Consider the following 13,872-nt stretch of genomic DNA (forward strand, 5'->3'; position numbering starts at 1 on the left):
GCCTTTTTGCTTTGATTTATGCTGCGAGGTGATTGGCTAATCAATAATCAAAGTGTAACTTTGTGCTCAATATCAGTATTGGCATTTGGGTTTTGAGACTTCGGAGGGGTTGGCATTTCCACACCCGCGAAAAGCCAAAGTAAATAGGCCTGTTACCGCCGCAAGGGAGTTAACAACCTGATAACTCAGTGAAACCTTACATTGCCACCTTCTCCGATATCACAATAACCCCACCGTCTGTTGAGTAATCATGCTCTTCGTCCTTTTCCTGTGCTGGAACAGGGTAGGTCATAAGAACTTTCCATTGGCCTGCTGGAATGCCAGCCCATTGTGAACTATGCCTTCTTGCTGAAGGCGTGGCGTGGCGGGTCGAAGTTGAAGGTCAGGGGAGGCATTGTGAATCGCAAAATGCGGTTACGTAGTCACAGTCTTCGCACAAGTTGAAGTCGGTTCCAAAACCACCGATCTGCTGGTGAACCCGGAGCGAGGAAATGATGCAAGCACCTACCTCTGTCGGGAAGAGCAATAGCGGTCAGGAAAGAAGATGAAACTGCCGAGATACCTTATTCATTGGTATTCCTGTATGGATTAAAATAAAGATGGTTTCGCTATAAATAGTCTCCTCAGTAGAATAATTTCTTGAAATGAGTTTGTTATCATTAAGAAATATCGAGATTATGTAGAATTGCAATATGAAATATATATCATATTGCAATTCTAAGTGTAGAACAGATTGAAAGCCCTGTAGAAAAGGCCTTTAATAGGCTAGTTTTCAATTTAACATCATGATCTTATTAAGTAATTTAATGGTTCGCCTGCGATGAATTGCTATTGCATATGACTCCATCGAGGTCGCCGTTTGCATTGGTAGACCATTAAAAAGCTGGTAATTGGTCGTGAAAAAGTAAGCAGGAATAGCAATGGCGACCATAAATGATGTCTGTCGCGAAGCCAATGTCTCAAAAGCAACCGTTTCAAGGGTGGTTAACGGCACCGGACAAGTAAAAGAAAGTACACGACTCAAAGTGCAGCGTGCGATGGATGTACTTAACTATCGACCCAGTCCGGTTGCTCAGGCTCTGGCACTTCAGAGTACAAACAGCATCGGTGTGATGATTTCAGATTTTAACAGCCGCTACCTTGGTTCGTTTTTAAAGCAGGCATCTATTTCGACTAAAGCGCTGGGAAAGAACCTGATTATTGCTGATGGACACAACTGTCCGGAAGAAGAATTGGCGGCCGTTCAGTCCCTGATTGAAAAAAAATGTGACCTGATTATTTTAAACGGGAGCTTGATTACCGATGAGCAGCTTATTTCACTAAATCAGCAAGTTGATATCCCCCTTGTCCACATTGGAAGATCTTTATCTCCCGAAGCTGGTTACTCTATTGCAGTGGATCAGCGGCTTATAATTGAAACTGCCATTGATCATCTGGTTGAGATTGGACATCGCAACATTGTCTACATTGGACCCACATCGTTGACAAAAGCTTCTGTTGAAAGGTCTGCTGCGTTTGCAGAGGTTGTGTCAAAGTTTCAGCCGTTAAATGTTGTTGGAACACATATTGAGTGTTTGCTGGGTTTTGATGAAGGATACGAGGCCTGTAAGGCATTACTTGAAAAAGGTTTCCCGTTTTCAGCAGTAGTGGGGGCGACGGATGAAGTTGCAGCCGGTTGCATCAGCGCATTGAAGGAAGCGGGTATTGATGTCCCTGGCCAGGTATCGGTTATAGGGACGGATAATGACCGGTTTGGGGCATTCATGACCCCTGGGCTGACAACTATTGATACAAAAATGAAAGAGATGGTAAGCCGGGTGATGGATGTTGCCAGTCAATTGATCGAGAACAAAAAACACCTGAAACCGGAGGTGATAGTCGGTGCCCTTGTTGAACGATCCTCGACTTGTCATCCCCAGACCCGTGAAGCATCTCAATTAGTGTAGCTTGCACACCGTAACCCCCTAAACTCCATCCTTATGCGTTGCCAGCCTTATCGCCAGCAACGCTTTCACATACCAATTGTTCACTAATCCACAAGGCTTTTTCGCTATATCAGGTTCAGTCGTGTAAACAGCATGTGCAAAAAACTCTTACATCACCGGTGATTATAAGTACGGGCCCTTCTCTAACCTACTGACTAATAAGTAAATAAATTTTTAAAACGAAAGGTGTTTCTCTCTTTTCGACCTGGTTACTTTGCGATCACAATGGTCGAAATTTGACCTCTGTAACATAGCGTTTCGAAATGTTACTGCTTTATGCGATCGGGTGTACATAAATGTAACCGGTTTCTGTAACCGGTTACTGACTGAGAATATAGTCAATTCGCATCCGTTGTTTAGGGAGAATCGAAGTGAAAATCTTTTTATGCTGCGCCGCTGGTATGTCCACCAGTATGTTGGTAAATAAAATGGAAGCTGCCGCTGCTCAAAAAGGAATTGAATGTGAGATTTCTGCGCATTCAATTGCTGAATTTGAAGACTGCTTGGCGGAATGCGATGTATGTCTGGTAGCACCTCAGGTTAAATTTAAATATGAGGAATTTAAGCAAGCAGCAGATATTGCTGGGAAAGGCTGCGGTCTTATAGACATGATGAATTATGGCATGATGAAAGGGGAAGCTGTTCTCGAGCAAGCCCTGGCATTACATAAAGAACACCTTGAATTGGAGAACTAATAATGTCCATGTTCGACAACGTCATGAAGTTTGTTGAAACTTCTGTAGCTCCTGTGGCTGGGAAAATATCTGCGCAAAAACACGTTAATGCAATAAAAGATGGTTTTGTGTCAACCATGCCATTCCTTATTGTAGGTTCACTTCTTTTAGTTCTCGCTTTCCCTCCTTCTGAAGGTAATTTTTTCTTTGATGGATGGCACGCTTTAATTAAAGCTATTGGACAAGAAAATATCCTAGCGCCCTTCCAGTTGAGTATGGGTATATTTGCCCTTTATGCGACATTCGGAATCGGCTTCAGTTTGGCTGAGTCCTATAAACTACGTCCAATGAACACCGGTATGCTGTGTATGTTTGCATTTATGCTGGCTGCCGCACCAATGACAAATACTGAAATTGGTGGTGTTATTCCTGGCGCATATTTAGGTGGGGCTGGTGCATTTACAGCTATTATGTGTGGCTTATTTGTCCCTGAAATGCAGAGATTTTTAATCAAGTACAACATCCGTATCAAAATGCCGGAAGCTGTACCGCCAAAAATTTCTGCATCATTTGACCTCTTGATCCCAATCGTAGTTATTTCCGTCATTATCATGCCAATCAACATCATGCTGTCTCAGTATGACCTCCAGATCCCGTCAGCTGTGATGAAACTGTTCCAACCACTGGTAATGGCATCTGATACTTACATTGCATGCCTTATCGCAGTGCTACTCGTCCAGTTGCTTTGGTTTAGCGGCATTCATGGCGGTTCGGTTGTTGGCGGTATCATTGCTCCTATGTTGCTTATTAACCTTGGCTTGAACCAAGAGGCGCTTGCAGCAGGTGAGCCATTGCCTGCGATTTTCGTAAACCCTGTTATGGACTTCTTTGTGTTTGTTGGTGGTGCTGGTGGTACGTGGGGACTGGTTGTTCTTATGATGCGTTCCAAAGCTACCCAACTTAAAGCAATCGGAAAAATGTCAATTATTCCTGGTACTTTTAATATCAATGAACCGGTAATATTTGGTACGCCAATTGTAATGAACCCTGTTTATTTCATCCCTTGGTTGCTTGCGCCAGCAGTCAACACAACAATAGTTTGGATGGCATTTAAAACTGGATTCGTAGCCAAAATTATCGCAATTCCACCATGGACAATGCCTGCGCCTGTTGGTGCCATTATTGCGACAAACTCTGGTACAGCAGCTCTTGTTGTTCTCAGTAGTATCATTGTCAGTGCAACCATTTTCTATCCATTCCTTAAAGTTCATGAAAAGCAATTGATAGCAGAAGAAAAAGCCGCACTTGAAGCAACTGCAGCGGCAAACAAAGGTAAGATTCCAGCTGCAGCGAAAGATGGTGAATTAAATGAATGTCGAAATTAATTCCTGTGAGGATATAACAGAAGAATTTTTAATGACGCTGTTATGTCAAGTCGGTGAAGCGCGCTCAGCATTTATGGGAGCGATGCTTGCTGCAAGGAAAGGAAACTTTGAAGAGTCTGATGAATTATTGAAACAAGGCGATCAGGCGTTAATTTCCGTTCATAAATCTCAGACTTCATTAATTGGATTTGATGAAGGTGCTGGCAAAGTAACGATGACATTGATTCTGACACATATTCAGGATCATATCATGACAACTATGCTTTGCCGAGAAATGGCAACTGAGATTATCAGCATTCATCATTTATTTAGAGAAAAGGTTTTGTAATGAAGAAACGAATTTTTGATTACACGTCAGAAGATTTTAAATCTGCATCAAGGGAACAAATTGTTGAGAGTATTCGTAGCTCTGAAGGTCGAACATTAATGGTGGAAAATGTGGTTGCAATAACTCCACCTATCGATGTTGTCTCGGGTCCAGAAATCGCGGCAGCGTTTGGTGCGGATATGATCACCCTGAACTGCCTTGATGTGATGAACCCTGCGATACGTGTTTCACTTGATGACCCAGAAGCGGTGATGTCCATTCAGGAAATCAAAGAAGTGACCGGCCGTCTTATCGGTTGCAACCTGGAACCTGTCCCCGCTGATGTTAAACACCTCAAAGCGGGTCGCACAGCGTCAGAAGAGACTGTTCGTCGCGCAGCTGAGCTTGGGTTGGATTACATCATGCTTACCGGTAATCCGGGCAATTGTGTCTCTCAGGAAACCATTCTGGAAGCTATCAGCATGGCTCGGAATGTCGCGCCTGAAATTATCATCATCGCCGGTAAGATGCATGGTGGTGGTGTTGGTAACGACTACAACCTCAATATCGTACCTGCGTTTGCTGAGGCGGGTGCGGATATCATGATGTTCCCTGCACCTTATACAACACCGGGTGTTGATCCTTCGCTTGCAAGAGAAATGATGACGGCGGTACACCGTGCAGGCATGTTGGGCATGCTTGCAATTGGTACTTCTCAGGAAGGCTCCTCGGAGTCTTATATCGAACAGGTTGCTATTGCTGCCAAAGCTGCCGGTGCAGATGTGGTTCACATTGGCGATGGTGGATACGGAGGTATCGCTCCTCCTGAAAATATCATGCGCCTTGGTATCACTCTGCGAGGCAGACGCCATCAGTTTAAACGTATGGCTAACCGGCGTTAATGCCAACGGGGTTTTCTGACTCCCCCTCAGGAAACCCCTTTTTGATGAAAAGATTGTTTTTTGAAAATGCAAAGACTCCCGTGATCATTAAATACCTTGTTTTCCCTAAACTGCTTGGTGCGTTGAGCGGGAATGGGTGAAGTAGATGTCTGTAGATGATGGACACGCTGCAAGTATCCAAACTCGTAGTGTTACAGATTCAGGCCGCAGCAGTAGGGTGGAAGTGATTGAACCCTGATTTGTAGCTAAATATAAAGAAGGCAGCTATAGGTTGCCTTCTTTTTTATGGACAGCAGGATCTAGACTGGATCATCTCATCCCAATAAGGCTCCTCCCCGAATGTATCTGCCACGAAATCAATTAATTTCCGGACCCGCAGGGATAAAAACCGGGTTTGGGGATAGACGGCATAAGCATGGATTTCCGGGAAGCGGTATTGGGTACAGACTGGCTTTAGCTGCCCTGCAAGTATCGATCGATAGACCAGGAATGTTGGAAGGAAAGTGACACCGTGGCCTCTGATTGCCATGTCTTTCAGGAAGTCGCCGTTGTTGGCTTTAATTTTTGTATTCAGGTTAATGTTGTGCAGCTGTCCTCCTTTGTCGAACAGTTTTATCGGTCCAGGGTTTAACAGTCCATATTCCAGGTAGTCATGGTCCACTAACTGGGTGATATCCCGTGGTTCACCGTTCTGTTCCAAGTAGCTGGGGCTGGCGCATAACACATGTCTTATTGTGGTGATTCTTCGTGCTCTGAGGCTGGAATCCTTTAGGTGTGCGATACGAATGCCCAGTTCAAACCCCTCTTCAATGAGATCGGCCCGTCGGTCAGAAAAATCAACCTGCATGGCGAGTTGCGGATGAAGCCTATGGAATGCATCAAAAACATCGTTCAGGTGCAGCAGCCCAAATGATAAGGGAACCGTCACTTTCAATGTGCCGGTCAGTGTCGCTTCTGCGCCGCTTATCTGGGTATTCATCGCATCAACGTCATCAAGAATGTTGATGGCCATCTGGTAGAAAGATATTCCCGCATCGGTCAATGAAGACTTTCGGGTCGTCCTGACCAGAAGCTGCGTACTTAATCTGTTCTCAAGCTCATTCAACCTCCTGCTGACAGCAGATTTTGCAAGGTTCAACTGCTCGGCAGCTTTTCCAATACCACCAGCGTCCACAATGCGGACGAACAGTGCCATGTCCTCAAGTTGTCCCATTGTTTTGTTCTCATTTTGAGAAATATCAATTGCGATTCTTGCTGTTTATTGTTTTTTGGTCAACAAATAACCTGAGCTGGTGACGTTTAAAAAATATAAATCAAGGAGAGGTGTCATGAGTTTTCCACGAAAATCCCCCGTTTTACTTGGCTCTGCCGCATTGTTGCTTGGTGCATTTACGACCGTGTCTGTCCACGCAAACGAGCCGGTATGGGATGCAAACAAAGTTGTTTTGAAAAACCAGAAACTGGCTGATGGTGTATATGCCTATTACCCGACCAATGCAGAGGAATATCAGGCTAAAGGGTTACCGGTGGCGACCAGTGGTGGATTTGTGGTGGGTGACAAGGGTGTGCTGATGATAGACACCATGCTAAACAAGCGCCTTAACGCACAGGTTCAGAAACTTATCCGGGATGTGACCGACCAACCTATCGCGTATGCGGTAAATACCAGTTTTCACGGTGATCATTCCTACGGAAACATGTACCTGCCCGAAGGGACAAAAATCATCCAACACCAGGTGACAAAAGACTACATTGATAACCACTTTGAGGCTGATACCCAGTTTATGATGCAGAACTTCGGTCAGGGCCGGGGAATTGAAGAAATAAAACCGGTAGACGCTGATATTCTTGTTGGATCTGGAAGCACGCTTACGCTGGATCTTGGCGGACGTGGTGTAGAAATCATTGATTTCGGTTTTGCTCAAACAGGTGGTGATCTTTTTATCTGGGAACCTCAATCGAAGACGATGTGGACGGGTAACCCTGTTATAGCAACAAAGCCTTCTTTACCGTGGCTGCTTGACGGGCACCTGGTCGAAACATTGGGCTCACTGACCAAGGTATATGACTTTTTGCCGGATGACGCCAAAGTGGTACCGGGCCATGGTGCGGTGATGACGAAAGACGATATCAAGTGGCATATCGATTATCTTTCAGCTGTTAAAACTGGGGTACAGAAAGCGATTGATAACGGTTTGACGCTAGAGGAGACGGTAAAGACTGTCACACTGCCGGAGTTTCAGGGATATGCCCTGTATCCTTGGGTGCATCCAAGCCTGAACATTCCTGCGGCATACCGTGATTTGAAGAAATAACCGTTACCGGTTGAGAAGAACAAAAAAAAGGGGCATTCATTGCCCCTTTCCTGTTTCGACTTTTGCAGGTCATTAAACGATACGTGTACCTACCGGCATAGAGCGTTCCGGCTTCAGAAGGACACTTTCGGATTCATCGTCCAGCTCCGCACACAACAGCATCGCTTCAGAGGTTTCACCGCGCATCTTGGCTTTTTGCAGGTTGCACAATACGATGACTTGCTTGCCCATCAGTTCTTCTTCGGTGTAATACGGAACCAGGCTGGTTACGGTCTGGACGGTGCGTTCACCGATATCAATTTGCACGATGTAAAGTTTGTCGGCATTGGCGTGACGGGCAACTTCAATGATTTTGCCGACACGCATTTCCAGTTTGGCAAAGTCAGAATAAGCGATGGTATCCATATGTCCTCTCAGAATTTATTAATTGTGTAAACGTTTACACTTTGCGTGCAAGGTAACACCAAGAAAAGAAACGATGAATCCTGTTTATTCTGAAATGTGATATTCAACACATGGAAGGCCAATCCGGATGGTGTCGTCCGGATTGACGTTTACCAGCGGATTACTTGCGCTTGAAAAATAACTTGCCGACTTCTGTAAGGAAAGTCACCAGTGCAAATTCCGGGTGAGCGTTGCCGTATTCTTCCGTTTCATAAATCCAGTTTGACTTGAATTTTTCGACAGCTTCTTCGGCAGTCCTGGCAACAATATAGGTTCCTTCCACTGCAAAACCCTGCTCAAGCAGCACCGCTTTTTCATCCAGAAACCGCTCTCCGGACATATCCAGGTAAGTGAACTGATCCCTTCCGGATTCCGGTAAGCAGAAAAACTGAAATTTCGCCATGTTGTACTCCCTGTTGAACGTTGCGTAAACGGGGTATAGAAAGCGCGACTTATGTTCACAGGGGCAACAGAATCAGATTACTTATTTGCTTACGGTTTGTAAATTTTTCCGACTGGCTTGTTGCTGTGCTGGCAGAAATACACTTCGCACTGGGGTGAAAGTGGCGTGTTTCAAATCGGTGCGTTTCGGGTGATTTTCTGCACCAAAGGCGAATAAGAATCTTGTTTCTTATATCTTTTTTTTAACTCTCAATGTCTGGATTAACTGTCTGTTAATTAGGAAAAATATAATGATCCTTTGAGCGGTTTTTTTGTTGGCCTGCTGTTTGCGTAATGCACTCCAGTCGTGATTTTTAATGTCAAATGTATGGAGAGCAAATATGAAAAAAGCAGTGACGCTGAAACTGGCAGGTTTGGCTGCCGCTTCCGCCATTTCCTTTCAGGTCGTAGCCGCAGGCGACACCATTAAAGTGGGGGTATTGCACTCACTTTCCGGCACCATGGCTATCAGTGAGACCACGCTTAAAGATACTGTCCTGATGATGGTGGAGGAGCAAAACAGAAAAGGTGGTTTGCTCGGCAAGAAACTCGAAGCCGTTGTCGTTGACCCTGCATCAAACTGGCCGCTTTTTGCAGAGAAAGCCCGCGAACTGATCGAAAAAGAGAAAGTTGATGTGGTTTTCGGCTGCTGGACATCGGTATCGCGTAAATCTGTCCTGCCTGTATTTGAAGAGCTGAACAGCCTGCTGTTCTACCCGGTTCAATATGAGGGAGAAGAATCCTCGAAAAACGTGTTCTATACCGGCGCTGCGCCAAACCAGCAGGCCATTCCCGCAGTTGACTACCTGATGGATGACCTTGGTGTAGAGCGCTGGGTACTGGCGGGCACCGACTACGTATACCCACGTACTACCAATAAAATTCTTGAAGCCTACCTGAAAGGCAATGGTGTTGCTCCTGAAGACATCATGATCAACTACACCCCGTTCGGCCACTCTGACTGGCAGTCCATCGTTGCTGATATCAAGAAATTCGGCGCTGTGGGTAAGAAGACCGCCGTCGTTTCAACCATTAACGGTGATGCTAACGTTCCGTTCTACAAAGAACTTGGCGCGCAGGGCGTATCAGCAGAAGACATTCCGGTTGTGGCTTTCTCGGTTGGGGAAGAAGAGCTCTCCGGTATGGATACCTCCGCGCTGGTGGGGCACCTTGCAGCATGGAACTATTTTATGAGCGTGGACACCGAGCAAAACGATGAGTTTGTTGAAAAATGGCAGAAATACATCGGCAGCGAAGACCGCGTAACCAACGACCCGATGGAAGCGACGTACCTCGGCTTCAACATGTGGGCAAAAGCGGTTGAAAAAGCCGGTACGACTGAATCTGATGCTGTTCAGGATGCCATCATCGGCGTGACAGTGCCCAACCTGACCGGTGGTTTTGCCACCATGATGCCTAATCACCACATCACCAAGCCGGTACTTATCGGTGAAATCCAGGACGATGGCCAGTTTGACGTGGTCTGGGAAACGACTGGTGTCGTTGCAGGTGATGCCTGGTCCAACTTCCTACCGGGTTCTAAAGACTTGTTTGCCAGCTGGGAAAAACCGCTTTCCTGCGGTTCATTCAACGTCACTACGGGTCAGTGTTCCGGTGCCGGCCAGTAAATAACAGAAATACGTTAATTGAGCGGCCGGGGGAAACCGGTCGCCTGTTTTTGCCTGCCTGTGCTCCGGATACATCGTAAACCTTGGCTCATAGATGGTGCCGGCAGGCTTTTTCCTTTCATGGAAGATAACAATGACGATTAAGACACCTACACAAAGCCGGGAAGAATATTCCGGATTTGTCCATGTGCTGGTCAGGACGATATTGCCGGTATTGCTGGTTTTGTCGGCCTTCCCCGTACTGGCTGTTTCTACTCTGTCCGATGTGGAATCGGCATTGAGTGGCAGAGACTTCAACAAAAAAGCGCAGGCCGTTGACTGGTTGGCAACCTCCGGTCATGAAAAAGCAAAGCCTGCGTTGCAAGGACTGCTCGACAGAAAAATCACCTACCACAAAAAAGCAAAGACGCTCTGGACTGTCGCAGAGGGCCGGGCAACCCACTTGTTTACCGGGGAGTCAGTCGCGGTAAAGAAAAAACGCGATTACCGCAACGTGACTATCAATAACGCATTACGCAGCCAGATACGAACTGTGCTGGCTACACTGGACCTTCGCTCTCCGGACGAAGCTGTCCGACTTGCTGCCGTTGAAGGTCTTATCGGTACAACGGACACCGAAATATTGCAGTTGTTCAGCGGGTTGTTAAAGCACGAAACGGTTCCTTCAATAAGGCGATCGATAGACGTAGCGTTGGCGATTGGGATATTGCAAGGGGAGCGCAGTATTGAAACGTCCGATAAACTCACTGCCATTGCGTTGCTGACAGATGCCGGGCACCCCAAGGCGATGCAGGCATTGCAGAAAGCCCTGCAGAAGGTCACTGAACCTCAGGCTGTCCGGGCCATAGAACGGGGTTTGGACAAATACGACCAAACCCAGCGGGTCAACACGGCAGTCGAAACCCTCTACTTTGGCCTCAGCCTCGGGTCTGTGCTGGTGCTGGCCGGGATTGGCCTCGCCATTACATTCGGGGTGATGGGTGTAATTAATATGGCCCATGGCGAGCTCATTATGCTTGGTGCCTATACCACCTATGTGATGCAGTTGTTGCTTCCGGAAAGCACTGGCGTTGCCCTTTTGCTCTCCATTCCGGCAGCGTTTGTGGTTTCGGGGCTGGTGGGTATTGCCATTGAGCGTGGAGTGATCCGCTTCCTTTACGGCAGGCCGCTGGAAACCCTGCTGGCAACCTTTGGTATCAGCCTGATTCTCCAGCAGGCGGTGCGCTCGATTTTCTCCCCGTTGAATCGCTCGGTTGCCACGCCGGATTTCATGTCTGGCATGCTGGAAATTACGCCAATGCTTTCCCTTACCTGGAACCGGCTTTACATCATCTTCTTTTGCCTGATGGTATTCCTTGCACTGGTGTTTGTACTGAAGAAAACCCCCCTTGGCCTGCAGGTCCGGGCGGTGTCCCAAAACAGGGCAATGGCCCGGGCTATGGGAGTGCGATCTGAGTGGGTGGATGCCATGACATTCGGGCTTGGCTCCGGTGTTGCCGGGGTGGCGGGCGTGGCGTTATCACAGCTTACCAACGTCGGTCCCAATATGGGGCAGGCTTACATCATTGACTCCTTTATGGTGGTGGTATTCGGCGGGGTCGGAAACCTGTGGGGCACCATGGTTGCCGGTCTCAGCCTTGGACTGTTCAACAAAATTCTGGAGCCCTGGGCCGGTGCGGTACTGGCAAAAATCCTGGTGCTGGTTTTCATCATCCTGTTTATCCAAAAACGCCCGCGCGGACTCTTCCCGCAACGCGGCCGTGCAGTAGAGGGATAATGCCATGCTGATGCAATCAATTCTCAAACAAGACAGAGGCGGGCAGATCCTTTTACTGGCATTGCTGGCTATCGCTGTCCTGGTGCCGGTTTTGAACCAACTGGTGCCTGCGGGCAACCCTTTCCATATTGAAACCTACACCGTTTCCCTCATGGGGAAATACCTGTGTTACGCGCTTCTGGCACTGTCAGTGGATCTCGTGTGGGGATACCTCGGCATTCTCAGCCTGGGGCATGGTGCGTTTTTCGCACTCGGCGGCTACGCCATGGGTATGTACCTGATGCGCCAGATTGGTGATCGCGGTGTTTATGGCAACCCGGAGTTGCCGGACTTTATGGTGTTCCTTAACTGGCAGGAATTGCCGTGGTTCTGGCTTGGGTTCGACCAATTCTGGTTCGCTTGCCTGATGGTAGTGCTGGTTCCGGGGGCATTGGCGTTTGCGTTTGGCTGGTTGGCATTCCGTTCAAGGGTGTCCGGGGTGTACCTGTCTATCATGACCCAGGCGCTGACTTTTGCCCTGATGCTGGCTTTTTTCCGCAACGAAATGGGTTTTGGCGGCAACAACGGCCTGACGGACTTTAAAGATATCCTCGGTTTCAGCCTGCAAAGTGATGCGACCCGGCTTACCCTGTTTGTGTCGTCGGCACTGGCGCTGGCGGTGTCCTACCTTATTTGCCGGGCGGTGATTGCCAGCAGGCTGGGCTCTGTCGCCGTTGCTATCCGGGATGCCGAGCCGCGCACCAGATTTATCGGCTACCGGGTGGAGAACGTCAAGCTTTGGATCTTTGTTCTGTCCGCCGCCTTGGCCGGAGTGGCTGGGGCGCTTTATGTACCCCAGGTAGGGATTATCAACCCAGGTGAATTTGCCCCGCTGAACTCCATTGAAATCGTGGTGTGGGTAGCGCTGGGTGGCCGGGCAACCCTGTTTGGCGCGGTCGTCGGTGCAGTGCTGATTAACTACGCAAAAAGCTGGTTTACCGTGGAATTCCCGGAAGTATGGCTGTTTGCCCTGGGGGCATTGTTTGTCGCATCAACACTGTTTCTGCCGCAAGGCGTTACCGGGTTGTTCACCAAACTGAAAGCGGGTAAGGAAACTGTGAATGCGGATAAAGCGAAGGAGGCCAGCGCATGAGTACGATGACAGAAACCGCGCCGACGGCATTGGAAAAAGCGGCTCTGAAAACCGGGCCGCTGGGTGAGCTGACCCGCCGCAATGAAGTGTTCAGTTTCCTGAAACCCCAGGAAAACCCGCTGATTGATACCCGGCATAACATGATGCTGTATGTCGAGGGCGTATCTGTTTCCTTCGACGGCTTTAAAGCGATCAATGACCTTAACCTTTACATCAAGAAAGGCGAACTTCGCTGCATTATCGGTCCCAATGGCGCAGGGAAAACTACCATGATGGACATCATCACCGGTAAGACCCGACCGGATGCCGGGCAGGTGTGGCTTGGCAGTAACCTGAACCTGTTAAAGATGGATGAGGCTGAAACTGCCAATGCCGGAATCGGGCGGAAATTCCAGAAACCGACGGTGTTTGAAGCACTTTCTGTCTGGACAAACCTTGAACTGGCGATGGCCGGGCCGCGAGGGGTCTGGCAGACGTTTCGGGCGCGGCTGAATGGTGAACAGCGTGATGACATAGAGTACGTTCTGGAGCTTATTGGCCTCAAGAACCAGCAAATACTGCTGGCCGGGAATCTTTCCCATGGACAAAAACAGTGGCTGGAAATAGGCATGTTGCTGATGCAAAAACCAAAACTGCTGTTGGTGGACGAGCCGGTTGCCGGGATGACGCACCAGGAAATGGACCGCACTGCAGAGTTGCTGCGTTCGTTGGCTGGTGAGCATTCAGTGGTAGTGGTTGAGCACGATATGGACTTTGTCCGCTCCATTGCCAGTACGGTGACTGTGTTGCACCAGGGACATGTGTTGGCGGAAGGGTCTATGTCGGACATTCAGTCCAACCCCAAAGTCCGTGAAGTCTACCTTGGCCAGTAAGGGAGTAGGG

At 48.1% G+C, this 13,872-nt stretch carries 12 protein-coding genes and 1 pseudogene; 10 read left to right on the forward strand and 3 right to left on the reverse strand.

Features of this window, described 5'->3' with window-relative positions; genetic code table 11:
- Window positions 1–920 precede the first annotated feature (920 nt).
- The 5 genes from NF212_RS21200 to NF212_RS21220 all read left to right on the forward strand — a co-directional run bounded on the left by NF212_RS21200 (window position 921) and on the right by NF212_RS21220 (window position 5,253).
- On the forward strand, window positions 921–1,946 hold the full coding sequence (locus NF212_RS21200; RefSeq protein WP_434360913.1) for a LacI family DNA-binding transcriptional regulator: 1,026 nt from the start codon (window positions 921–923) through the stop codon (window positions 1,944–1,946).
- Between the two features lie 410 nt (window positions 1,947–2,356).
- Window positions 2,357–2,680: a PTS sugar transporter subunit IIB gene (locus NF212_RS21205; RefSeq protein ID WP_434360914.1), complete on the forward strand. Its 324-nt coding sequence runs from the start codon at window positions 2,357–2,359 to the stop codon at window positions 2,678–2,680.
- 2 nt (window positions 2,681–2,682) lie between these two features.
- The gene (locus NF212_RS21210; RefSeq protein WP_434360915.1) at window positions 2,683–4,044 is read left to right on the forward strand and encodes a PTS sugar transporter subunit IIC; all 1,362 of its coding nucleotides are present in this window, start codon (window positions 2,683–2,685) and stop codon (window positions 4,042–4,044) included.
- The gene (locus NF212_RS21215) at window positions 4,028–4,372 is read left to right on the forward strand and encodes a PTS lactose/cellobiose transporter subunit IIA (RefSeq protein WP_434360916.1); all 345 of its coding nucleotides are present in this window, start codon (window positions 4,028–4,030) and stop codon (window positions 4,370–4,372) included. The genes NF212_RS21210 and NF212_RS21215 overlap by 17 nt, the downstream gene beginning before the upstream one ends.
- Window positions 4,372–5,253 carry a dihydrodipicolinate synthase gene (locus NF212_RS21220; protein WP_434360917.1) on the forward strand — a complete coding sequence of 294 codons (882 nt, stop codon included), beginning with the start codon at window positions 4,372–4,374 and terminating at the stop codon, window positions 5,251–5,253. Before NF212_RS21215 ends, NF212_RS21220 begins: the two co-directional genes overlap by 1 nt.
- A gap of 283 nt (window positions 5,254–5,536) precedes the next feature.
- On the opposite strand, the gene NF212_RS21225 is transcribed toward NF212_RS21220, so the two are convergent.
- Window positions 5,537–6,466 (reverse strand): LysR family transcriptional regulator, encoded by a 930-nt coding sequence (locus tag NF212_RS21225; RefSeq protein WP_434360918.1) that lies wholly within the window; start codon window positions 6,464–6,466, stop codon window positions 5,537–5,539.
- 115 nt (window positions 6,467–6,581) lie between these two features.
- Between NF212_RS21225 and NF212_RS21230 the strand changes: the two genes are divergently transcribed.
- Complete coding sequence (locus NF212_RS21230; protein ID WP_434360919.1) at window positions 6,582–7,568, forward strand: MBL fold metallo-hydrolase; 987 nt, start codon at window positions 6,582–6,584, stop codon at window positions 7,566–7,568.
- A 72-nt stretch (window positions 7,569–7,640) separates the two neighbouring features.
- Here the strand turns inward: NF212_RS21230 and NF212_RS21235 are convergent, their stop codons facing one another.
- The gene (locus NF212_RS21235; protein ID WP_434360920.1) at window positions 7,641–7,973 is read right to left on the reverse strand and encodes a tRNA-binding protein; all 333 of its coding nucleotides are present in this window, start codon (window positions 7,971–7,973) and stop codon (window positions 7,641–7,643) included.
- A 160-nt stretch (window positions 7,974–8,133) separates the two neighbouring features.
- Window positions 8,134–8,415, reverse strand: coding sequence for a hypothetical protein (locus NF212_RS21240; protein WP_434360921.1), 282 nt, complete (start codon window positions 8,413–8,415; stop codon window positions 8,134–8,136).
- Window positions 8,416–8,794: 379 nt separating this feature from the next.
- Between NF212_RS21240 and urtA the strand changes: the two genes are divergently transcribed.
- The 4 genes and pseudogenes from urtA (at window position 8,795) to urtD (ending at window position 13,862) form a co-directional block, all read left to right on the forward strand.
- On the forward strand, window positions 8,795–10,081 hold the full coding sequence (gene urtA, locus NF212_RS21245; protein ID WP_434360922.1) for an urea ABC transporter substrate-binding protein: 1,287 nt from the start codon (window positions 8,795–8,797) through the stop codon (window positions 10,079–10,081).
- 502 nt (window positions 10,082–10,583) lie between these two features.
- A pseudogene (urtB, locus tag NF212_RS21250) lies at window positions 10,584–11,858 on the forward strand (urea ABC transporter permease subunit UrtB); the annotation flags it as partial.
- Between the two features lie 4 nt (window positions 11,859–11,862).
- Window positions 11,863–12,990, forward strand: a complete 1,128-nt coding sequence (urtC, locus tag NF212_RS21255; protein ID WP_434360923.1) for an urea ABC transporter permease subunit UrtC — start codon at window positions 11,863–11,865, stop codon at window positions 12,988–12,990.
- A 5-nt stretch (window positions 12,991–12,995) separates the two neighbouring features.
- On the forward strand, window positions 12,996–13,862 hold the full coding sequence (gene urtD / locus NF212_RS21260; RefSeq protein ID WP_434362954.1) for an urea ABC transporter ATP-binding protein UrtD: 867 nt from the start codon (window positions 12,996–12,998) through the stop codon (window positions 13,860–13,862).
- The last annotated feature ends 10 nt before the right edge of the window (window positions 13,863–13,872 follow it).

This window comes from Parasalinivibrio latis, from assembly GCF_036825535.1.
Classification (GTDB): domain Bacteria; phylum Pseudomonadota; class Gammaproteobacteria; order Enterobacterales; family Vibrionaceae; genus Parasalinivibrio; species Parasalinivibrio latis.